General features: G+C 66.3%; 18 protein-coding genes. 5 read left to right on the top strand and 13 right to left on the bottom strand.

Annotation, left to right across the window (positions count from 1 at the left end):
* Positions 1–7: 7 nt before the first annotated feature.
* From aotP to ACIPK7_RS00625, 9 genes are all read right to left on the bottom strand, one after another.
* On the bottom strand, positions 8–772 hold the full coding sequence (gene aotP, locus ACIPK7_RS00585; RefSeq protein WP_192430289.1) for an arginine/ornithine transport ATP-binding protein AotP: 765 nt from the start codon (positions 770–772) through the stop codon (positions 8–10).
* Positions 773–789: 17 nt separating this feature from the next.
* A complete protein-coding gene (locus ACIPK7_RS00590; protein ID WP_401084390.1) occupies positions 790–1902 on the bottom strand; it encodes a M14 family metallopeptidase in 1113 nt (370 codons plus the stop codon).
* 10 nt (positions 1903–1912) lie between these two features.
* Positions 1913–2611, bottom strand: a complete 699-nt coding sequence (locus ACIPK7_RS00595) for an ABC transporter permease (protein ID WP_088418021.1) — start codon at positions 2609–2611, stop codon at positions 1913–1915.
* Positions 2612–2627: 16 nt separating this feature from the next.
* Positions 2628–3317, bottom strand: a complete 690-nt coding sequence (locus ACIPK7_RS00600; RefSeq protein WP_192430291.1) for an ABC transporter permease — start codon at positions 3315–3317, stop codon at positions 2628–2630.
* A 140-nt stretch (positions 3318–3457) separates the two neighbouring features.
* The gene (locus tag ACIPK7_RS00605; protein ID WP_401084393.1) at positions 3458–4237 is read right to left on the bottom strand and encodes an ABC transporter substrate-binding protein; all 780 of its coding nucleotides are present in this window, start codon (positions 4235–4237) and stop codon (positions 3458–3460) included.
* Positions 4238–4830: 593 nt separating this feature from the next.
* Positions 4831–6444: an inorganic phosphate transporter gene (locus tag ACIPK7_RS00610; protein ID WP_401084395.1), complete on the bottom strand. Its 1614-nt coding sequence runs from the start codon at positions 6442–6444 to the stop codon at positions 4831–4833.
* 172 nt (positions 6445–6616) lie between these two features.
* Entirely contained in the window at positions 6617–7534 is a 918-nt protein-coding gene (gene ppk2 / locus ACIPK7_RS00615; RefSeq protein WP_192430294.1) for a polyphosphate kinase 2, read from the bottom strand.
* Between the two features lie 201 nt (positions 7535–7735).
* Positions 7736–10015, bottom strand: a complete 2280-nt coding sequence (locus tag ACIPK7_RS00620; protein ID WP_401084397.1) for an acylase — start codon at positions 10013–10015, stop codon at positions 7736–7738.
* A 345-nt stretch (positions 10016–10360) separates the two neighbouring features.
* On the bottom strand, positions 10361–11392 hold the full coding sequence (locus tag ACIPK7_RS00625; protein ID WP_192430296.1) for an AraC family transcriptional regulator: 1032 nt from the start codon (positions 11390–11392) through the stop codon (positions 10361–10363).
* A 128-nt stretch (positions 11393–11520) separates the two neighbouring features.
* Here ACIPK7_RS00625 and ACIPK7_RS00630 point away from each other — a divergent pair, with 128 nt between their 5' ends.
* Positions 11521–12414, top strand: coding sequence for a TauD/TfdA family dioxygenase (locus tag ACIPK7_RS00630; protein ID WP_192430297.1), 894 nt, complete (start codon positions 11521–11523; stop codon positions 12412–12414).
* Positions 12415–12540: 126 nt separating this feature from the next.
* Here the strand turns inward: ACIPK7_RS00630 and ACIPK7_RS00635 are convergent, their stop codons facing one another.
* On the bottom strand, positions 12541–13443 hold the full coding sequence (locus ACIPK7_RS00635) for a LysR family transcriptional regulator (RefSeq protein WP_401084401.1): 903 nt from the start codon (positions 13441–13443) through the stop codon (positions 12541–12543).
* A 106-nt stretch (positions 13444–13549) separates the two neighbouring features.
* On the opposite strand from ACIPK7_RS00635, the gene ACIPK7_RS00640 reads away from it, so the two are divergent.
* Both ACIPK7_RS00640 and ACIPK7_RS00645 read left to right on the top strand, forming a co-directional pair.
* Entirely contained in the window at positions 13550–14620 is a 1071-nt protein-coding gene (locus ACIPK7_RS00640; protein WP_401084404.1) for an AbrB family transcriptional regulator, read from the top strand.
* 141 nt (positions 14621–14761) lie between these two features.
* Positions 14762–16000, top strand: coding sequence for an FAD-dependent oxidoreductase (locus tag ACIPK7_RS00645; RefSeq protein ID WP_401084406.1), 1239 nt, complete (start codon positions 14762–14764; stop codon positions 15998–16000).
* 92 nt (positions 16001–16092) lie between these two features.
* On the opposite strand, the gene ACIPK7_RS00650 is transcribed toward ACIPK7_RS00645, so the two are convergent.
* Positions 16093–16647 (bottom strand): TetR/AcrR family transcriptional regulator, encoded by a 555-nt coding sequence (locus ACIPK7_RS00650; protein ID WP_401084409.1) that lies wholly within the window; start codon positions 16645–16647, stop codon positions 16093–16095.
* 163 nt (positions 16648–16810) lie between these two features.
* On the opposite strand from ACIPK7_RS00650, the gene ACIPK7_RS00655 reads away from it, so the two are divergent.
* On the top strand, positions 16811–17941 hold the full coding sequence (locus ACIPK7_RS00655) for an MFS transporter (protein WP_401084412.1): 1131 nt from the start codon (positions 16811–16813) through the stop codon (positions 17939–17941).
* 1 nt (position 17942) lies between these two features.
* Here ACIPK7_RS00655 and ACIPK7_RS00660 read toward each other — a convergent pair whose 3' ends face one another.
* Positions 17943–18737, bottom strand: a complete 795-nt coding sequence (locus ACIPK7_RS00660) for a LysR family transcriptional regulator (RefSeq protein ID WP_401084415.1) — start codon at positions 18735–18737, stop codon at positions 17943–17945.
* 112 nt (positions 18738–18849) lie between these two features.
* Between ACIPK7_RS00660 and ACIPK7_RS00665 the strand changes: the two genes are divergently transcribed.
* On the top strand, positions 18850–19575 hold the full coding sequence (locus tag ACIPK7_RS00665) for an SDR family oxidoreductase (RefSeq protein WP_192430303.1): 726 nt from the start codon (positions 18850–18852) through the stop codon (positions 19573–19575).
* Between the two features lie 182 nt (positions 19576–19757).
* Here ACIPK7_RS00665 and ACIPK7_RS00670 read toward each other — a convergent pair whose 3' ends face one another.
* A complete protein-coding gene (locus ACIPK7_RS00670) occupies positions 19758–20990 on the bottom strand; it encodes an NADH:flavin oxidoreductase/NADH oxidase family protein (protein ID WP_401084418.1) in 1233 nt (410 codons plus the stop codon).
* Between the last annotated feature and the right edge of the window lie 8 nt (positions 20991–20998).

Consider the following 20998-nt stretch of genomic DNA (forward strand, 5'->3'; position numbering starts at 1 on the left):
AGACAGCTTACTTCAAGCTGCCGGAAAGGAACTGCTTCAGGCGGTCCGATTGCGGATTGGCCAGGACTTCCTTCGGGCAGCCCGCCTCTTCCACCAGACCCTTGTGCAGGAACACCAGTTGGTTCGACACCTCGCGGGCGAAGCCCATCTCGTGGGTCACCACCACCATGGTGCGGCCTTCCTGGGCCAGGTCCTGCATCACACGCAGGACTTCGCCGACCAGCTCGGGGTCGAGCGCCGAGGTCGGCTCGTCAAAAAGCATGACCTCCGGCTCGACCGCCAGGGCACGGGCGATGGCCACGCGCTGCTGTTCGCCGCCGGACATGTGGGCCGGGTAGGCATCCTTGCGGTGTGCCACGCCGACTTTCGCCAGGTAGTGCTCGGCCTTTTCCAGTGCCTCTTTCTTCGATACGCCCAGCACGTGGACCGGCGCCTCGATGACGTTCTCCAGGGCGCTCATGTGCGACCACAGGTTGAAGTGCTGGAACACCATCGACAGGCGCGAGCGCATGCGCTGCAGTTGCTTGGCGTCGGCTGCCTTGAGCGCGCCGTCCTTGTTCGGCACGAGCTTGAGCTCTTCGCCGTTGAGCAGGATCTTGCCGGCGTGGGGCTGCTCCAGCAGATTGATGCAGCGCAGGAAGGTGCTCTTGCCCGAGCCGGAGGAGCCGATGATGCTGATCACGTCGCCCGCTTTCGCCGCCAGGGAGACGCCCTTGAGCACCTCGTGACTGCCGTAGCGTTTGTGCAGGTCCTGGATTTCCAGTTTGTACATGGTGTCGGTTCTCGAATTCAGTCGTTGATCAGCCGGCCCTTGCGGAACGGCTCACGCCCGGCCACCTTGGCCAGCCAAAGCCCTGGCTGGGCATAGCGCCCACGCTCGATGGCGAACAGCACGCCGGAAGTCCCGGCGCGAACAGTGCTGACCTGGTCGTTCAGCGGGTCGACGACCTCGAACAGCACGTCGCCCTTCTCCACCCACTCCCCCGCCCGGCGCAGGAAACTGACCACGCCGGCATGAGGTGCGTAGAGGTATTCGGTACCTTCGAACGGCATGCCTTCGCAACATTCGGCCGGTGCCGCCGGCCAGTCGCCGGCGATCAGGCCCTGCTCGGCGAGGAAACCGAGGATGGCTTCAGCATTGGCCTGCCCTTGGTCGACGCGGGTGTCGCCCACGCCGCCCAGCTCGACGGTGGTCGCCAGGCACGCCAGCGGAATCGCTGCCTGCGGGAAGGCCTGCGCCAGGCGCAGCCAGGGCAGTGAGCAGGATTCGTCGAAGGAGCTGCCGCCGGAGTCTTCGGCAAGCAGAGCGACGCCGGCTTGCAGACGCGCAGCCAGCGACTTCCAGCGCGGCCAGTGCTGCGGGATCGCGTAGACATGGATGGCAGCGTCGAAGTCGCAGTGCAAGTCGAGCACCACTTCGGCATCGCAGGCGTGGCGCAGCAGGATGCGCTGCATGCCCTGCAGCTCGGACGAGGCCGGCGGCAGCGCGTCGAGACCATCACGCATGGCCTGGCGGATCAGCTCGACGTTGGCAGCTTCATCGGCGCCCAGCTGGTCGCCGACACGCTCGGCAACCAGAGCGCTCAGCTCGACGAAATCGCGGTTGAAGTTCTTCCCGCTGCCGAACTCGAAACGCCCCAGGTGGCTGGCCTGCAGGGTCTGGCCCAGGCCGATGGGGTTGGCCACCGGCACCAGTTCGACGACGCAGTTCAGTTGCCCGCGCGACTCGAGATCGGCCAGGCGCTGCTTGAGCTCCCAGGCGGTGCGCATGCCCGGCAGCTCGTCGGCGTGCAGGCTGGACTGGATGTAGACCTTGCGCGAGCCCTTGCCGTAGCGGAATACGCTCAGGCGGCGCTCGCTACCCAGGCTACTCCACGGCAGCAGATGATCGATACGTTCCACGGTGTATTCCTCAGTGCTTACGCGGCGCGAGATAGGCCAGCCAGCGGCGTTCAGCCAGCTTGAACAGGCGCACCAGGGTGAAGGTCATGATCAGGTAGAAGATGCCGGCGGTGATGAACGCTTCGAACGGCAGGTAGTACTGCGAGTACACGGTGCGCGCGGCGCCGGTGATGTCCACCAGGGTCACGATGGACGCCAGGCTCGTGGTTTGCAGCATCATGATCACTTCATTGCTGTATTGCGGCAGCGCGCGGCGCAGGGCCGAGGGCAGCAGGATGCGGCGGTAGAGCTTGATCCGCGACATGCCCATGGCCTTGGCGGCCTCGATCTCGCCGTGGGGAGTGGCGCGGATGCTGCCGGCGAGAATCTCGGCGGTGTAGGCGCTGGTGTTGATGGCGAACGCGGCGCAGGCGCAGAAGGTGGCGTTGGACAGCAGTGGCCACATTGCGCTTTCACGCACGAACTCGAACTGTGCCAAGCCGTAGTAGATGAGGAACAGCTGCACCAGCATCGGGGTGCCGCGGATCACGTAGGTGTAGAGCCAGGCCGGCAAGTTTACCGCGGGGTTCTTCGAGCAGCGCATCAGTGCCAGCGGCACCGCCGCCAGCAGGCCGAAGAACAGCGAGATCGCCAGCAGCTTGAGGGTCACCAGCAGGCCGCTGAAATAGAGCGGCAGGCTGTCCCAGATGACGGAGAAGTCGAAAATCATGATCAGGCTCCCGGTCTCAAAGCTCGGCGACTTTCACGCCGACCGAATAGCGGCGTTCGAGCATGCGCAGCAGCACCAGGGAAACGCTGGTGACCACCAGGTACAGCGCCGCCACGGCGAGGAAGTAGGTGAAGGGTTCGCGGGTCGCGTCCGAGGCCTGCTTGGCCTTGAACATCATGTCCTGCAGGCCGACCACGGAGATCAGCGCGGTGGCCTTCACCAGCACCAGCCAGTTGTTGGTGAAGCCGGGAATGGCCAGGCGGATCATCTGCGGCACCTGGATGCGGAAGAACACCTGGAGCGGGCTCATGCCATAGGCGAAGCCGGCCTCGCCCTGCCCTTTCGGGATGGCCATGAAGGCACCACGGAAGGTCTCGGACAGGTACGCGCCGAAGATGAAGCCCAAGGTGCCGACGCCGGAGGCGAAGGGGTTGAGGTCGATGTAGTCGTCATAGCCGACCATGGGCGCGATCCAGTTCACCACGGCCTGGCCGCCGTAGAAGATCAGCAGGATCAGCACGAGGTCCGGCACGCCACGGATCACTGTGGAGTAGAGGTCGCCACACCAGGCCAGCCACTTCACCGGCGACAGGCGGATGGCCGCGCCGAGCAGACCCAGCGCGATTGCCAGGGCCATCGACAGCAGGGACAGCTGAAGCGTCAGCCAGGCACCATCGACGATGGTGGCTCCGTAGCCATTGAGCATAATTTCGCACCTCGTGAAACCGGACGCCGCCCGCAACGACGCGGACGCTCAGGGCAAGCGCGACTGCTGGCTCACCCCCAATAAAAAAGTGGCACAAACTTCAGGATCAGGCCTGGGTCTGTGCCACTTCTGGACTTGGATCAGTTCTCGCCGTAGACGTCGAACTTGAAGTACTTGTCCTGTACTTCCTTGTACTTGCCGTTGGCACGAATGCCGGCGATGGCCGTGTTGAATTTCTCGGCCAGGGCGGTATCGCCCTTGCGCACGGCGATGCCGGCGCCACCACCGAAGTACTTCGGATCATTGTATTCCGGACCCACAAAGGCGTAGCCCTTGCCGGCGTCGGTTTTCAGGAAGCCGTCGTCGAGGTTGACCGAATCGGCCATGGTCGCGTCGATGCGGCCGGAGACCAGGTCCATGTTGGCTTCGTTCTGGGAGTTGTAGCGCACGACTTCGATACCGGCCGGGGCCAGGACGTCGGTGGCGTAGCGGTCATGGGTGGAAGCGCGCAGCACACCCACCTTCTTGCCCTTCAGGTCCGCCAGCGGATCGTTCAGGGTCACACCTTCCTTCATCACGAAGCGCGCGGGGGTGTGGTAGTACTTGTTGGTGAAGTCGACGGACTTCTTGCGCTCCTCAGTGATGGTCATGGACGAGAGGATCGCGTCGATCTTACGAACCTTCAGTGCCGGGATCAGGCCGTCGAACTCCTGCTCGACCCAGGTACATTTGACCTTCATCTCTTCGCACAGGGCGTTGCCGATATCCACGTCGAAACCGGCGAGCTTGCCGTCGGGAGTCTTGAAGGAGAAAGGCGGATAGCCGGCTTCGATGCCGATGCGGACCGGCTTGTCGTCAGCGTGGGCAACCAGGGAAAGCGCGGACAGGGCCAGCGCACCGAGAAGTGCAAACTTCTTCATCAGTAACTCCTTCGAGGGTAGGACTTCGATTGGCAGGAGAAAGGGGTTGGCCCAGGCTGCCCGTGCAGAAGTGAAGGTTATTGTTCGTCTGCGCATTGCCGGCGCGATTCTCGTGAAAAGCGCGCCTACCGGGGTGAGCGGCATTCTAGCGACAGCCCCTGAGCGGTTATTTCTTCAATGCGACAAGTAATTATAGAAGCGCTGGGGGCGGGGGCCCGACAGCTTGACGGCGCGGATTTTACGTGATCTGAAAGCGCGGAGTAAAACCCAAATTACTTGCAGTAATTGGGCCATAAATACCTGGCCTCAGTCCCTGCGCGGGGGGCGCGATATTGACTCATTCTGCACGGACAGAAAAGTGCACCAGGGCCGCGCAAAATGTTTCCTGACGCCTCATTTTATTGCGGGGAAATGTTACCGACAGGCAGGAAGGACACTGCAAGAAGCACGGAGCCAAGCGCAGTTGACTTGATATCTGTTGCTCGAACGATCGTAGAGACATCCCACTCATGAATGGTTGAACGTCAAACGCCCTCTGCCGCACCAATGAAAACGCCGCTACGAAGAGCGGCGTTTTCATTGTGTGCCCGATGTCAGAACAGGTGAGTAAACAGCCAATACAACGAAGCAGAGAGCACGATGGCCGCCGGCAGGGTCAACACCCAGGCCATCAGCAGGTTGCGGATGGTGCGCATCTGCAGGCCCGAGCCGTTGGCCGCCATGGTGCCGGCGACGCCGGACGACAACACGTGGGTCGTAGACACCGGCAACCCGTACATGTCCGCCGCGCCGATGGTCAGCATCGCTACCATCTCCGCCGAGGCGCCCTGGGCGTAGGTCAGGTGAGTCTTGCCGATCTTCTCGCCGACGGTGACCACGATGCGCTTCCAGCCGACCATGGTGCCCAGGCCGAGGGCGATGGCCACGGCGACCTTCACCCACAGCGGGATGAAGCGGGTCGACTCGTCGATCTTGCCCTTGAACGCGGCCAGCTTGCTGGTGGTATCGGCGTCGAAGTTGCCGACCTTGTCCTTGTCCATCAGGCGGATCGCCTCGCTGGTCAGGTACATGTCGTTACGCACGTTGCCCATGGCTTCCGCCGGCACGCGGGCCAGGCTGCCGTAGCCCTTCACTTCCGTGCCGATGGCGCCGGTCAGCGCCGCCAGGGACGGGATCAGTTCCGGCTTGGCCTCCTTGGTGCGCACATACTCCGACAGCACCACGCGCGGGTCGGCCGGGGCCGGCTGCGGCGCGGCGCGCAGCAGCGCCTGCTGGGTGACTTCGGCGACGGCGACGAACTGCACGGTCTGGTCCGCCGGCATGGTGCGATTCAGCGCGTAGGCCATCGGCAGGGTCCCGACCAAGATCAGCATGATCAGGCCCATGCCCTTCTGCCCGTCGTTGGAGCCGTGGGCGAACGACACGCCGGTGCAGGTGAGGATCAGCAGACCGCGAATCCACCAGGGCGGCGGCGTCTTGCCCTTGGGCGCCTTGTACAGCGCGCGGTTGCGCACCAGCAGGCGCAGCGCCAGCAGCAGGAGCGCGGCGCAGACGAAGCCGATCAGCGGCGAGAGCAGCAGCGAGTAGCCGACCTTGGTCGCCTGCGCCCAGTCCACACCGCTGGTGCCGTCGCGGCCGTGCATCAGCGCGTTGGCCACGCCGACACCGATGATCGAGCCGATCAGGGTGTGCGAGGACGATGCAGGCAGGCCCAGCCACCAGGTACCGAGGTTCCACAGGATGGCAGCGATCAGCAGGGCGAAGACCATGGCGAAGCCGGCAGAGGAGCCGACCTGCAGGATCAGTTCCACCGGCAGAAGGGCGATGATGCCGAAGGCCACCGCGCCGCTGGAGAGCAGCACGCCGAGAAAGTTGAAGCAGCCCGACCAGACCACCGCGAAGTGCGGCGGCAGCGAGTGGGTATAGATGACGGTGGCCACTGCATTGGCGGTGTCATGGAAGCCGTTGACGAACTCGAAGCCCAGGGCGATGAACAGGGCGACCCCGAGCAGCAGGAACGGCGTCCAGGTGGTAACCGCGGTGGTAACGTCGTCGACGTCGCGCACCAGGCTCCAGGCCGAGAACAGCAGGCCGACGGCGAGCACGGAGAAGAAAACGAAGGCGGTAATGCGGCCGGGCTTGTGTTCCAGATGGGGCCGGTCTTCGACGACAGGAAGGTCGCCGGCGGCCAGGGTATCGGTGGTCATGCTGGGAGTCCGCTTGGAGGGGTGTCCCGGTCATGATCAGCGGGGAATGTTACAGGTTGTGTCTCCATTCATTGTCCGAGCATTGTCGCCGCGAGCTTGCTCGCGAACGGGACCGGGTTCAACGGCATCAGTCGTTTCGCGAGCGAGCTCACTCCTACGAAGAGCAGCGTTCTCAGTAAACCTCCGGCACCACGATCTCCTGCGGCGTCGGCGTACGCGCGTAGTCCTCGTGGCGCTGGCGCTGCGGCAGGATCACCGCCGGGTGCTCCACATCCTCGTAGGGAATCAGGTTCAGCAGGTGGCTGATGCAGTTGAGCCGCGCACGCTTCTTGTCATCGGCCTGCACCACCCACCAGGGCGCCTCGGGGATGTGGGTGCGCTCGAGCATGATTTCCTTGGCCTTGGTGTAGGCCTCCCAGCGACGCCGCGACTCCAGGTCCATGGGGCTGAGCTTCCACTGCTTGAGCGGGTCGTGGATGCGGCTGAGGAAGCGCAGGTGCTGCTCGTCGTCGGAGATGGAGAACCAGTACTTGATCAGCTGGATGCCCGAGCGCGCCAGCATGCGCTCGAACTCCGGCACGCTGCGGAAGAACTCCTCGTACTGGTCGTCCGAGCAGAAGCCCATTACCCGCTCGACGCCGGCACGGTTGTACCAGCTGCGATCGAACAGGACGATCTCCCCCGCCGCCGGCAGGTGCGAGACATAGCGCTGGAAGTACCACTGGGTCTGCTCGCGGTCGTTCGGCGCAGGCAGCGCGGCGACCCGGCAGACGCGCGGATTGAGGCGCTGGGTAATGCGTTTGATCACGCCGCCCTTGCCCGCCGCATCGCGGCCTTCGAAGAGGATCACCACCTTGTGGCCGGTCTTCACCACCCAGCTCTGCAGCTTCACCAGCTCGCCCTGCAGGCGGAATAGCTCGCTGAAGTAGCGACGGCGGGCGAGCTTTTCCTCGTCGACGTCGGCGTGCTCGTCGAAAAGCTCGTCGAGGTTGCGCACATCTTCCAGCAGCTCCAGCTCCAGCTCTTCGTCGCTGTGGTCGAGCAGTTCGCGGTGGATGCGGCGGATCACGGATTCATTGGTCAGGGGCATGGCGGCGGCCTACGCGTCGGGGGCTTTGCCGCCAGACTAGGGGCGCCGGGTGTCAGGCTGGTGACAACTGGCGGCAGACCTGTAGGAGCGAGCTTGCTCGCGAACGGTGCTCCCCGGTGACTCGGAGTTGAGCGGTTCGCGAGCAAGGACTAGGCGTCCCCCTCGGTCCTACGAAAAGCGTGCCCGCCGTAAATGCACGCGTTACTGCTCGCGCAACTCCATCACCTTCAGCTCCGGATCGGCCTTGATCTGCTCGTCGGTAAACGGCAGCTCCGGCCATTGCTGGCGGGCGAACAGCTCGGTCTGGTCGCGGTGATGCGGGGAGCCCGGTTCGCTGGACTGCGAGAACGCCAGCAGCCCGCGCGCCTTCGGTCCGTCGGCGGTGAAGTCCACCAGCTGGATGTAGCTGCTGCCGCTGAGCACGCGGTAATGGTCGCCCTGCCACTCCGAGGTGATGGCGTTGTACACGCCCTCGTTGCCCGTGCCCCCGGGAATGCCCAGCGGATTGGCGGCATCGCCGGTCAGTTGCAGCTCGCCCCACTTTTCGTCCGCGCGGATCTTGCGGCCGTCGATCTCCTGCGCGGCTGCCAGCAACGCGTGCTGCGCCTGCTGGCGAACCTCCGGCTTGTCCAGGGCGACGCCCGAGGGCGTCGCCAGCGGCAGCTTGGGATCGAAGGGCAGGCGCCAGCCGCCGTCGATCTTCAGGAAGCGCGCGACGAAGGCCTGGAAGTAGGCGAAGCCCGGATTGCTGTCGAGGTTGACGTGGCGGTCCCACGAACCCAGAGCCGCGCAAGCCGCCTCGGTGCCCGCCGGGGCCGGTTTGCACAGTTGCAGTAGGTCGTCGAGGAGCATGTCGGCCACATAGACGCGGTTGTCGGTGACCATTTTCTGCAAGTCATCCGGGCCGATCTTGCCGTCGCCCTTCAGCCGGTCGAGGGCGAAGCGCGCGCGGGCGCTGACCGGCACCGAATCGCGGCTCACCAGCGGCGAGAACCCGGTCAGCGGCTGCGCCGGGTTGCTCATCCAGGCGCTGTCATTGGAGTTCTGCACGAAGTCCTCGCGCTCCAGAGCCGGCATCTGCTCCGGCGGCGTCAGCCCGGCGTGACGGGTGCCCGGCGCGCTCGACCAGTTGCAGGCGCGGCGCCCGCCCTGCAACACCGGCAAGCCCTGCTTCTGGTACTCGGCGATGGCGCAGTCGGCCAGTTGCTGCTGACTCAGGTGCGGCACCACCGACTGGTTGAGGTAAAGCACCTTGCCCTCGGCGTTGGTCGCCAGGGTGTTGACCCAGGGAATGCCCTGCACGTGCTCGATGCTGTCACGCAGCTCATCCAGGCTGCGCGCGTGATCGATGGCGTACCACTGCTGCAGCACGCGATCGTTGCCCAGGTTGGCATCGCGCAACGCAAAGGCTTCGCTGGCGTTCCAGGGGAATTTGCCGGGCACGCTGAGCAGCGGGCCGTACTCGGACTCGTACAGCGTATGGCTGCGCGTGCCCACGCGACCGTTTTGCTCCAGCACGCGAACGCGCAGGGTGATTTCCTTTAGCGGCCGCGACTGGCCATCGACGCGGTAGTTGCGCGGGTCCTGTGGATCGAGGTCGAGACGGTACAGCGTGAAGTGGCTGGAGGTGTCCACCGTGTGGCTCCAGGCCACGTCCTTGCTGAAGCCGATGTTCACCAGCGGCATGCCCGGCAGGGAGGCGCCCATCACGTCGAGCTGGCCGGGAATGGTCAGGTGCATCTGGTAGAAACGCAGCGCGCCGAACCAGGGGAAGTGCGGGTTGGCCAGCAGCAGCCCGTTGCCGTCTACCGAGCGCTCGCTGCCCACGGCGACGGCGTTGCTGCCGTGGTCACGGTGGAAGTTTTCGCGACGCTGCATCGCCGCCAGCACCTCGCTGTCACTGACTACCGAAGTGCTCGCCTGCCCCGGCGGCGTGGCCGCCATCATGGCCTCGGCGAACTGCCCGGCACCGGCCTGCACCAGCAGGCGGCGGGTCAGGCGCAGCAAGTCGTCGGCCTCCAGCGGGCGCAGCCAGGCCTTGCCTGCGCACTGTGTGCCAGCGGCCTGGGTGTCCCAGAGCCAGCGGTTATAGCCCGCGGCGTAGCCATCGAGGAGGTCGCGGATCGGCTGCGGCTGGGCGCTGCGCAAGCGGCGCAGAGACTCGTTGTCGTTGAGCCAGGTGTAGAAGAAGTCCGAGGGCAGGTTGCCGACGCCGGCGGAAGTCTTGCCATCCTCGCCGAAGTAGCGCGAACGCTCGCCCCGCGCGGTGAGTACTTCTTCTGCGAGCAGGCAGGCGTTGTCGCGGGCATAGGCATAGCCAATGCCGTAGCCCAGGCCCAGTTCGTTCCTGGCCTGGATGTGCGGGATGCCGTAGCGGGTCCAGCGAATCTGTGCCTCGAGTTCGGCACCATAGGCCAGCGCGGGCAGCCCGGAAGCCAGCAGGCTGCCGGCCACGGCGGCCAGACGGAAGGTCTTGCTCATTGATTCCCTCAATGCTCGGATAACGGCCGGATGCCCGGCCAGGGGCACGCGGCCGCGCCGCTCGCGCGGTGCCGGTGCAAAGAGTGGATGGCGGCTCAAGCCCGCCAATGCAGTGCGCTGAAGGTGATCGCGCCGCGCCTTCCGAGGCACGCGCGCAGGCAGGTTGCACAGGACATGGATTCTCCTTTTCTTGTTGGACGCCGCACGAAAAATTGCGATGCGCCTCTTGAGGGCAACGGATGGGAAGCACGCGAAATTAGCCCGCGACCGATGGCAATCAGCCACACCAGAAGGCTCTATCTCGCGGCTTTCACCCATTGCAGAGGCGTTGCGGGCGGTTCGACTTCAGTGCGCCGGGAGGGTTCCGGACTGACGTTTCCAACGTCCGGGTGACTGCCCCGTCCAGCGCTGGAATGCGCGGGAAAAACTCGCCGCCTCGGCATAGCCCAGGCACTGGGCGATGCCGTGCAGGTCCATCCGCGATTCGCGCAGCAGGCGTTCGGCGAGTCGCTGCTTGATACCGTCGTTCAGCCCCTGCAGGTTTTGCCCTTCCTCCGCCAGACGCCGTTGCAGCGTGCGTTCGGAAAGGCCCATGCGTTCGGCCACCGCGGCCGCGCCGAGCAAGCTGGCAGACTCACGCAACAGCAGTTGCTGCACCCGCCGCGCGGTGGGTGTCGAGGCCAGGGTCAGCGCCAGTTCGCCACACAGGCGCTCGCAGAGTTGCTCGCCGCTGTCGCGCGCACTGATCTGCGCCTGCGGCAGCGGCGCCTGCAGGTCCTCCAGGGCGAAGAGCATGGCGTTGCGTGGCGCCGCGAACACCGGCTCGATGCCGAAGGTCTCGCGGAACGCGCTGGCATCGCCCGGCGCCGGGCAGCGCAGTTCGATGGCCAAAGGTTGCAGCGGCCGCTGCAGGAGTTCGCCGGAAAGCTGCCAGCAACCGGCGATGCCGCGTTCCACCACGAAAGCGCGGGCATCCTCGGGCAGCACCCGGTCATCGAACACCAGCCACAAACCCCGCGACTCCACTTCGCTGCTCACCGGGCAGAGCGTCAGCGCCAGGCTCTGGAAACGCCCGAAAGTCTCGAAGGCTTCCTGCAGCGTGCGGCTGGCGAGCATGGTGAAGCCGAGCAGGCCCAGCGAGGTGAGGTGGTATCGCCGCCCGGTCGCCAACCCCAGGCCGGGCCGCCCGACACGCTGCAGCAGGTTGCGGATCACCGCCAGCTCCTGCCAGGCCTGGATGCGCCCGGCGCGCGCCTGCAGGTCGGCCAGCGAGATCGCGCTGCCCACCAGGCAATCGTCCGCGCCCAGGCTCTCGTCGCGGGCGCTGTCGAGCAGGTAACGCACTCCGGTGATCTCGCGGGTCTGGCGCCAGTCCATCGCGGGCTCCTGTGGCGGCAAAGTACGCCGTGGCGGGAATCATCATTTTTTGGCGGACTTCATCATGGAAGAAAGCGCCAGCGCTGACCATGCTGGAAGTGCCAATAACACTCACAAGAGGCTTCCCCATGTTCGAGTTCTTCTACGCGCTGCCGAGCCAGAACCGCGCGGCCGACTACCGCCACTTCCGCATCGTCCCCGCCACCGGCGCGATCGGCGCGGATGTCAGCGACCTCGACCTCACCACCCTGGGCGAGGAAGGCTACGCCGAGCTGCGCCAGGCGCTACTGGCGCACAAGGTGCTGTTCATCCGCGGGCAGAACCTCAGTGTGGAGAACCTCGAAGCCGTGACCCTGCGCTTCGGCGAATTCGGCCGTGAGCCCTATGTGGTCGGCATGGACGCTCATCCGCACGTGGTGCGGGTGGTGAAGGAAGCCAACGAGAAGACGCCGGTGGTGTTCGGCGGCGCCTGGCACAGCGACTGGTCCTTCCAGGAGCGCCCGCCGGCCTTCACCCTGCTCTATGGCCACGACATCCCGCCGTTCGGCGGCGACACCCTCTACGCGAACCTGGCGCTGGCTTACGAATGGCTGTCGCCGAAACTGCGCGCGCAGCTGGAAACTCTCGACGCCATCCACAGCCCCGAGCGCGCCTACGGCGCCGAGGCCAAGCACAACGACCTGATGGAAAACATGGCGGTGCGCTATGGCAGCCACGAGGGCGAGGTGCGCTCGCATCCGCTGGTAACGAAGCACCCGGAAACCGGCAAGAAAATCCTCTACATCAACCCCGCCTACACCAGCGGCATCAAGGGCATGCGCCCGGCAGAATCGCAGCCGCTGCTGGATTACCTGTTCAGCATCGCTACCCAACCGGCATTCACCTGCCGCATGCGCTGGAGCGCCGGCACCCTGGCGATCTGGGACAACCGCAGTACCTGGCACTACCCGGTGTCGGATTACCACGGCATGCGGCGGGAGATGTACCGCACCACGGTGGTGGGCGAGGTGCCCAGTCGCTGAACACGCGGAGTGATCGTAGGGCGCATAACCTGGAACAGGTTATCCGCCGGATGTGTCGCGGCGGATAACGCTGCCTCGTTATTCGCCCTACGAAGCCGTGCCCAACTGCAGGTGCTCAGCCGGCGGTTACAGCTCTGCGCCAAACCGCTGCGCATGCTCGCGCAACATGCCGCGCAGCAACTGCGCAGCGGGCGACAGATAGGCGCCCTCCCGCACCGCCAGGCCGATGGTCCGCGTCAGCGTCGTCTCAGCCAGTTGCACCTCGCGCAGCTGGTCCATGCCGTGGCCGCCGGCCAGCGCCTCGCGGGCAATGAAGCTGAGCAGGCGGGTGCGGGCGATCAGGTTGGGCAGCATGGGAATCGCGTTGGTCTCGATCTGCACCTGCGGCATGGGCAACTGGTGGGCCTGGAAGGTGGAATCCATCCAGCGCCGCGACGACACGCCGGTGGCCGGCAGAACCCAGCGGTAACGACAAAGGTCGGCCATCGTGACGGGGCCGTCGAAGATCGGATGGTCGCGGCTGGCCACCACCACCACCTGATCCTGCAACAGCGGCTCGCTGCTCAGTTGCGGGTCGTCGACAATCCGCGAGCAGATCGCCATGTCCAGCCGACCGCTGCGCAGCGCCTCGCGCAGCACGTCGTCCTGTCCCAGCACCAGGCTCATGGTGATTTCCGGCGCGCGTGCCAGCAGGTCCTCGGTCAGCCGCGGCAACAGGTACTCGGCCATGGTCGCGGCGCAGCCGAGACGGATATTGCCGACCACGCCGCTGGCAAAATCTCTCACCTCGCGGCGGGTTTCTTCGATGTCCTGACGCAATTGCCGAGCGCGTTGCAGCATGAGTTCGCCGGCTGGCGTCAGACGAATGCGGCGGCCATCGCGCTGGAACAACCGCGTGCCGAGGGACTCCTCCAGGCGCTGGATGCTCTTGGTCAGCGCCGGCTGGCTGCGCCCCAGGCGCTCGGCGGCGCGGCCCAGGTGGCCAAGTTCGGCGATGGTTTCGAAGTAGGCGAGATCGCGCAGGTCCATGGCGGCATACCGATAAATTTCAGGAATGAATTCATGACTATTAGAAAATAGACTTGATCAATCCGGCTACCGATAATTCCTCCGTCTTCCCCGCCCGGAGCCGTCCGTGTCCAGCCGCCCTGCCCAGTCCGTCGCCCAAATTCCCGTCAGTCTGCAATGGCTGGCCCTGGCGCTCGGAGCCGGAGGCGCCGGGCAATTGCTGACCTGGCTCGGCATCCCCGCCGCCTTGTTTCTCGGCCCCATGCTGGTGGCCATCGCCTTCGGCGTCAGCGGCGCGCAAATCCGTCTGCCGCGCCAGGCTTTCCGCTTGAGCCAGGGCTGCATCGGCCTGCTGGTCGCCCACGCCATGAGTTGGTCGGTGCTGCAGGCGATGGTCGCTTCCTGGCCGCTGATGCTCAGCGCCACCCTGCTCACCCTGTTGCTCTCGGCCGTGGTCAGCTACGCCATGGTCCGCTTCGGCGGCATCCCCGGCAGCACCGCCGCCTGGGGCACCGCGCCGGGCGGCGCCGCGGCCATGGTGTCGATGGCCGAAGCCAACGGCGCCGACCCACGAGTGGTCGCCACCATGCAGTACGTGCGGGTGGTCTGCGTGGTCATGGCCGGCGCCCTGGTCGGCCGCTTGCTGGGCATCGAAGGCGGCGGCTCGGCGACGCACAGCACGCCGATCATCGACACCGCCACCCTGCCCGACCTGATCAACTGCCTGCTGCTGATCTTCGTCTGCACCACCGCCGGCGCGAAACTGCCGGCCGGCCCGCTGCTGGTACCCCTGGTGGCCGGTGCCGTGCTGCAGCTGACCGGCGTGCTGCACATCACCCTGCCGCACTGGTTGCTGGCCACCGCCTACGGCGTGATCGGCTGCTACATTGGCCTGCGCTTCGACCGCGAAAGCCTCGCCTACGTCGGCCGCCACTTACCGGCCATGCTGGTCAGCGCACTGGCCCTCATCGCCAGCTGCGCGCTGTTCGCCTGGGCGCTGGCGGCCATCACCGGGATGGACTTCCTCTCCCTCTATCTCGCCACCAGCCCCGGCGGCCTGGACGCCATGGCGATCATCGCGGTGGACACCCACTCCGACGTCGGCCTCGTGCTGGCGATGCAGACGCTGCGGTTGTTCGTGGTGCTCTTCACCGGGGTTTCCGTCGCGCGCACGGTGATCCGCCTGAGCCGCGCCTGACACCGCGCCATAACCTGCAGGAGCGCGCCATGCGCGCGATCGCGGGCGTGGCCCGCTCCTACAAAAAACGCTGCGTCTGAGTCTTGTACTGCTGCCCGCCCCGCCTCTAAGGTCACCGCTCTTTCACTGAGCGAGCACGACATGGACAGCCTTCGCCACCGCCCCACTGCCTTCCACGTTACCCACTGGAGTGACGACCCGTTCAGCCGTGGCGCCTACAGCACCCTGCTGCCCGGTGCCACGCCGGAGCATCGGCGGCGTTTGGGTGAAGCGCTGGGTGGCAGGCTGGTGCTGGCCGGCGAGGCCTGCAATCCCGACGCACCGGCCATGACCCACGGCGCCTGGAACGATGGCCTGCGCGCCGCCGAAATCGCCATCGAAAGCGGAGCCCGCCGAGTGCTGGTGATCGGTGCGGGCTTCGCCGGGATTTCCGCCACGCGACGTCTGCGGGAAGCCGGAATCGACTGCGTGGTGCTGGAAGCCCGCGAGCGAATCGGTGGCCGCGTCCACAGCATTTCCCTGGGGCCGGTACGGGTAGACGAAGGTGCCGCCTGGCTGCAGCACTTCGACGAAAATCCCCTGGCCGCCCACGCCCGGCAGCTCGGCCTGCCGCTGCAGGAAACCGATTTCGGGCAGCCCCTGGCTGCCACGGCGGATGGCCCGGTGCCCGACATCGATTCAGCCTGGGAAGCCCTGCGCGCGGGGATCGACCGCAGCCTGCCGCTGGCCGAAGGTGTCGCGCGCTATCTCGAAGATCGCGATGAAGAAACCCGCCGCGCCACCCGCTTCGCCCTGGACGCCAACCTGATCCTGGAAGCCTGCCTGCCGCTGGAGTCACTCTCGGTCGATGCCCTCGACGAAGAAGGCGTCGGGGCCGGCGACCGCTTCCTGCCACAGGGTTATTCACAGCTGGCCGCGCATCTCGCCGAAGGGTTGGATATCCGCCTGAACCAGCCGGTGACCGCCATCGACTGGTCCGGCGAGCAGGTGCGAGCGGGAGCCGAAAGCGCCGACTTCTGCATCTGCACCGTGCCCATCGGCGTGCTACGCGAAATCCGCTTCGCCCCACCGCTGCCGGCCGCGCAGCAGGATGCGCTGGAGCACCTGGGCATGGGCCAGCTGGAAAAGGTCGTGCTGCAGTTCGACGAGCGCTGGTGGCCGATGTCGCCGTCGGGTTACCTGCGCTGGTACGACACGCCGGCCAGCTTCGGCGAGTGGCTGGATCTCACCGACGCAGTGGGCACACCGACGGTTGCCGGGCTGATTGCGGCGGATGCATTGGAGCGGGTGTTTGCCGGACGCAGTGATGAGGAGATTGCCGTCGCGGCTTGCGGCGCTCTTCAGGCGTGGGCAGATGCAGTGCGGAGCGCGCAGTTGTAGGAGCGAGCTTGCTCGCGAATCGAGTCAGCCGGCAGCGCTGATGCTGGGCGGTTCGCGAGCAAGCTCGCTCCTACAGGTAATCCAACCGAGGGTTACAACCCGTCCAGTGTCAGATCGACCAGGCGCTCGACATACGCCACCTCCAGCTCCTCGCCGGAAAACAGGATGCGGTACACCAGCGGCGCCATCAACCGATCGACGATGCGGTCGACCTCCGGCAGCTTTTCGCCACGTTCCCTGGCGCGCAGCAGGATGATGTCGAACTGGCCGCAGGCGATCGCCATGCAGCGCCCGGAGCAGCCGCCACCGGCAGCCAGCAGGTCGAGCACCACCGCGCGGCCGGGCACCGAGGCGGTTTCCTCCATGTACTGCACGCCCCAGGCCAGCAGATCGCCGCGCAGGGTTCCGGTATCCGCCGGCTCTGCGTCAGGGCGGATGCGCTGCAGCGCGACGTCGCCGAGCAGTTCGCTCAGGTCGCCCCACCGCCGATAGATGGTCGACGGCGTGACGCCGGCACGCGCGGCGATCATCGGCACCGTCAATTCGGAACGGTCGCGCTCCTCCAGCAGCTCTGCCACGGCCTTGTGCACCGAAGCCTGCACCCGCGCGCTGCGGCCGCCCGGTCGAACACCCTGATTGATTGCCATAAGCACCTTAAAGCAAAGAATTTGCTTTTATCTAGAAACGGGTCCAGCATCTCGCAAAAGCAAAATCTTAGCCTTTGCGAGCTGAATCATGGCATACACCCAATCGAAAAGCGCGTCTGGTTTATCACCCAGAGCCTCCGCCTGGCTGCTGACGGCCATCCTCATGGCCTTCCTCGCTGCCGCCGCCGCACCCACGCCGCTATATGCGTTGTACCGCGAGTCCTGGCACTTTTCCCCGGCCCTGCTGACCCTGGTGTTCAGCATCTACGCGGGTGGCCTGATGCTGGCGCTGCTGGTGTTCGGCTCGCTCTCCGACCACCTCGGTCGGCGCCCGGTGATCCGCGCCGCGCTGATTCTCGAACTGCTGGCGATGGCGGTGTTCCTCTACGCCAACTCGGTGGAGCTACTGATCCTCGCGCGCCTGTTGCAGGGCTTTGCCACCGGCATCGCCACCAGCGTGCTGGGCGCGGCGATGCTGGATATCGACCGCGAGCGCGGCCCGCTGATCAACAGCGTGGCGCCCATGCTCGGCATGGCCATGGGCGCGCTGGGCAGCAGCACGCTGGTGCAGTTCGGTTCCGATCCGCTGCATGAGGTCTACGTCTGGCTGCTGGCGGTGTTCGCGCTGGGCATCGTGCTGCTGCGCTGGCTGCCGGAGAGCATCAGCCGGCAACCGGGTACGCTGGCCTCGCTGAAGCCGCGCATCCGCATTCCGCTGCAGGCACGTCGCGCGTTCTGGAGCGTGGCGCCGCTGAACGCCAGCCTCTGGGCGCTGGGCGGTTTCTACCTGTCGCTGGGGCCGACGCTGGCACGGCAGGTCACCGGCCTGCAGGTGCCGATGATCGGTGGCGGGCTGGTGTCGCTCCTGTGCCTGTGCGGTGCGCTGGCGATCTTCGCCCTGCGCAATCAGCCGGCGGCGGTGATCCTGCGCCGTGGCGGCCTGGCGCTGATCGTCGGCCTGCTGATCACCCTGCTCGGCGTGGACAGCGCCAACCTCTGGCTGTTCTTCCTCGGCACCGCAGTGGCCGGGCTCGGCTTTGGCGGCGCCTTCCTCGGCGCGCTGCGCTCGGTGGTACCGCTGGCCCACGCCCACGAACGCGGCGCGCTGATGGCGAGTTTCTATGTGCTCAGCTACCTGGCCTTCAGCGTGCCGGCGATCCTCGCCGGGCTGGCGATCCAGCGCTACGGCCTGGTCGCCACCACCAATGGTTACGCCAGCCTGCAGATTCTCGCGGCCTCGCTGGTCCTGCTGCTGTCCTTGCGCGCGCCTGCTGCACAGAAGGCGCAGGCCTGAGTCAGGCTGCCTCGCGGGCTCTCAGGAAGTCGTAGAGTCCGCGTACCGCCGGGTGCTCCAGCGCCTGGGCGGAGTGGCAGAGGCCGATGCGGCGGATCGGCAGCGGCAGGTTCAGCGTGCCGCTGCGCACCGTTGGCGCGCCGGCCAGCAGCGATGCCGGCAGGATTGCCGCGCCAACGCCCGCGCTGACCAGGCGCAACGCCAGGTTCAGGGTGCTGGCCTGCGCGACCACCGGCGCGCCGCCATAAGCCGTCATCAGGCGCTGATGGGAAGGATGCGTCGGGCAGGTGATCCAGCCGCAGCCCAGCACATCCTCCACGCCCGGCGGCACCGCCAGTACGTACGGGTCTTCCCAGACCGGCACGAAGAGTTCGTCCTCGCAGCAGAATTCCTCGACCGCCAGCCGCGCATCGCCCACACAGCCTTCCTCCAGGTGCAGCAGCAGATTGGGCACGGCCTGCTGCGCCAGGCTGACGAAGCCTTCGACCTGCTCGGCGCTGACGTCGCCCTCCACGCCCAGGTGCAACGGCTGTCGGGCGGAAGCCTGGCGGAACATGTTGCGCAGCCCGTCGGCCTCGGCCAGCAAGGCGCGCGCGCGCGGATACAGGGCGCGCGCCGCTTCGCTGACTTCCACCCCGCGCGCCTGGCGCACGAACAACTCGGTGCCCAGCGCCTCTTCCAGCTGGCGGATAGTCACCGACAGCGTCGGCTGGCTGACGAACAGGCGCTGGGCGGCGGCGGTGATGTTGCGTTCTTCGAAGACCGCGACGAAGGCGGCCAGTTGTCGGATATCCATAGGCAAACCCGATACCAGGCACAGAGATAAGCCATTTTTCAGGCGGAATACTGCTCAATATACTTCACTGCATCGTTCAGTCATCCAGATTTCCGATAGCAGGAGAATCCCCATGAGCAAGCCCCTGATCATCGTCACCGGCGCCAGTTCCGGTATCGGCGAAGCCACCGCCCGCCTCTTCTCCCAGCAGGGCCACCCGCTGCTGCTGCTCGCCCGTCGCGTCGAGCGCCTGGAAGCATTGCAACTGCCCAACTCCCTGTGCCGCGCCGTGGACGTGACCAATCGCGAAGCACTGGAGGCCGCCGTGGCAGAGGCCGAGAAGCGCTTTGGCCCGGCCGACGCGCTGGTGAACAACGCCGGCGTGATGCTGCTGGGCAACATGGTCGAGCAGGACCCGGCCGAGTGGGAGCGCATGCTCGACGTCAACGTGAAGGGCCTGCTCAATGGCGTGCACGCCGTGCTCAAGGGCATGGTCGAGCGCAACCAGGGCACGCTGATCAACGTCAGCTCGGTGGCCGGGCGCAAGACCTTCCCCAATCACGTCGCCTATGTCGGCACCAAGTTCGCGGTGCACGCGATCTCCGAGAACCTGCGCGAGGAAGTCGCGGCGCACAACGTCCGCGTCGTCACCATCGCACCCGGCGCGGTGGAAACTGAGTTGATCAGCCACACCACCGACGAGGCGATCAAGAGCGGTTATCAGGACTGGAAGCGCGAGATGGGCGGCAAGGTGCTCAGCGCCGAGGACGTGGCCAACGCGATTCGCTATGCCTATGACCAGCCGCAGGGTGTGTGCATCCGCGAGATCGTGCTGGCGGCGACGCGGCAGCAGGCGTAACGGGCAAGCGCCCATCGCACCTTCGTCTGCATAACCCGCCCGCAACAAGCTCCTCTGCCATTCATGCGCCCTCTCCCCCGCCCTCTCCCTTCGGAGCGGGGCGCGCAGCCATGGTTAGGGAGAGGGTAAGCTCCCGCACGGACGATCAGAAACCGCACGAAATCATACGACGACGAACCTGATTAGCCCGCCTGCCGCGCCGCCCAGCGCCGGTACTGCTTGGCCCGGCGCAGCGTGTGCCACTGTTCCATCACCAGCGTGCGCCACGGCGAAGCCTGCGGGTTGGATGCACGGCGGGCGCCGATGCGCTTCAGCTGCAGCTTGACCAGCGCCATGTAGGCCAACGCCGCCAGCGGCTTGGAGCGCCAGCGGATCGCCGGCAGCTCCGGCTGGGTCTGGCTGCCGCGCTGCCAGTGCAGCACCAGCTGCGGCTCCAGCGCCAGGGCGGTGCCGATGCCGACCATCTCCAGCCCGCTATCGAGCACCTGCTCCGCCACCGGCAGGCGACGGATGCCGCCGGTGACCATCAGCGGCATGCGTGCCCCTTCGCGCATCTCACGAGCGAACTCGAGGAAGTAGGCCTCGCGCGCCAGGGTACGGCCGTCGCGGGCATCGCCCTGCATGGCCGGCGCCTCGTAGCTGCCGCCGGACAGCTCGACCAGGTCGACCCGCTCGTCGTTCAGCCACTCGATTACCTGGCGCGCATCGCTGGCGTCGAAGCCACCTCGCTGGAAGTCGGCGGAGTTGATCTTCACTCCCACGCAGAACTCCGGCGACACCTCGGCGCGCACCGCGCGGACGACTTCCAGCAACAATCGTGCGCGGTTTTCCAGCGAGCCGCCCCAGCGATCCTGCCGCTTGTTCGCCAGTGGCGAGAGGAACTGGCTGAGCAGGTAGCCGTGCGCCGCGTGGATCTGCACGCCAGTGAAGCCGGCCTGCTCGGCGAGTTTGGCCGCGCGGACGAAGCGCTGGATCACCTCGGCGATATCGCCTTCGGTCATCTCGCGGGCGACGGCGAACAGCTTGGAGAACTTGCCCATTTCCAGCGGCACCACCGACGGCGCGATGGCGCCCTGGCCGAGGTTGGTCTGCACCTGGCGGCCGGGATGGTTGAGCTGCAGCCAGAACTGCGCGCCACGGGAGCGGCCGATGCGCGCCCATTCGCGGAAGCGCTCAAGATGCCGGTCATTCTCCAGCACCACGCCGCCGGGGCCGGTCATGGCGCGGCCGTCGATCATCACGTTGCCGCTGAGGATCAGGCCGACGCCGCCATCCGCCCAGGCCTGGTAGAGGCGCAGCAGCGCGGCCGAAGGCGCCTGGTCGGCGTCGGCCATGTTTTCTTCCATGGCGGCCTTGGCGATGCGGTTGGGGACTTCGCCGCCGTTGGGCAGGCGCAGGGGCTGGAAGGGCGACATGGTGCGGC

This window comes from Pseudomonas sp. NPDC086581 (assembly GCF_044746165.1).
In the GTDB taxonomy this organism is placed as follows: Bacteria; Pseudomonadota; Gammaproteobacteria; order Pseudomonadales; family Pseudomonadaceae; genus Pseudomonas.

What these genes read in the sequence shown, in the direction of transcription:
- ACIPK7_RS00670 (WP_401084418.1), bottom strand. Translation starts at nt 20,990, where the DNA reads ATGTCGCCCTTCCAGCCCCTGCGCCTGCCCAACGGCGGCGAAGTCCCC.
- ppk2 (WP_192430294.1), bottom strand. Translation starts at nt 7,534, where the DNA reads ATGCCCCTGACCAATGAATCCGTGATCCGCCGCATCCACCGCGAACTG.
- ACIPK7_RS00645 (WP_401084406.1), top strand. Translation starts at nt 14,762, where the DNA reads ATGGACAGCCTTCGCCACCGCCCCACTGCCTTCCACGTTACCCACTGG.
- ACIPK7_RS00600 (WP_192430291.1), bottom strand. Translation starts at nt 3,317, where the DNA reads ATGCTCAATGGCTACGGAGCCACCATCGTCGATGGTGCCTGGCTGACG.
- ACIPK7_RS00655 (WP_401084412.1), top strand. Translation starts at nt 16,811, where the DNA reads ATGGCCTTCCTCGCTGCCGCCGCCGCACCCACGCCGCTATATGCGTTG.
- ACIPK7_RS00635 (WP_401084401.1), bottom strand. Translation starts at nt 13,443, where the DNA reads ATGGACCTGCGCGATCTCGCCTACTTCGAAACCATCGCCGAACTTGGC.
- ACIPK7_RS00610 (WP_401084395.1), bottom strand. Translation starts at nt 6,444, where the DNA reads ATGACCACCGATACCCTGGCCGCCGGCGACCTTCCTGTCGTCGAAGAC.
- ACIPK7_RS00660 (WP_401084415.1), bottom strand. Translation starts at nt 18,737, where the DNA reads ATGGATATCCGACAACTGGCCGCCTTCGTCGCGGTCTTCGAAGAACGC.
- ACIPK7_RS00595 (WP_088418021.1), bottom strand. Translation starts at nt 2,611, where the DNA reads ATGATTTTCGACTTCTCCGTCATCTGGGACAGCCTGCCGCTCTATTTC.
- ACIPK7_RS00605 (WP_401084393.1), bottom strand. Translation starts at nt 4,237, where the DNA reads ATGAAGAAGTTTGCACTTCTCGGTGCGCTGGCCCTGTCCGCGCTTTCC.
- ACIPK7_RS00625 (WP_192430296.1), bottom strand. Translation starts at nt 11,392, where the DNA reads ATGGACTGGCGCCAGACCCGCGAGATCACCGGAGTGCGTTACCTGCTC.
- ACIPK7_RS00620 (WP_401084397.1), bottom strand. Translation starts at nt 10,015, where the DNA reads ATGAGCAAGACCTTCCGTCTGGCCGCCGTGGCCGGCAGCCTGCTGGCT.
- ACIPK7_RS00650 (WP_401084409.1), bottom strand. Translation starts at nt 16,647, where the DNA reads ATGGCAATCAATCAGGGTGTTCGACCGGGCGGCCGCAGCGCGCGGGTG.
- ACIPK7_RS00665 (WP_192430303.1), top strand. Translation starts at nt 18,850, where the DNA reads ATGAGCAAGCCCCTGATCATCGTCACCGGCGCCAGTTCCGGTATCGGC.
- ACIPK7_RS00630 (WP_192430297.1), top strand. Translation starts at nt 11,521, where the DNA reads ATGTTCGAGTTCTTCTACGCGCTGCCGAGCCAGAACCGCGCGGCCGAC.
- aotP (WP_192430289.1), bottom strand. Translation starts at nt 772, where the DNA reads ATGTACAAACTGGAAATCCAGGACCTGCACAAACGCTACGGCAGTCAC.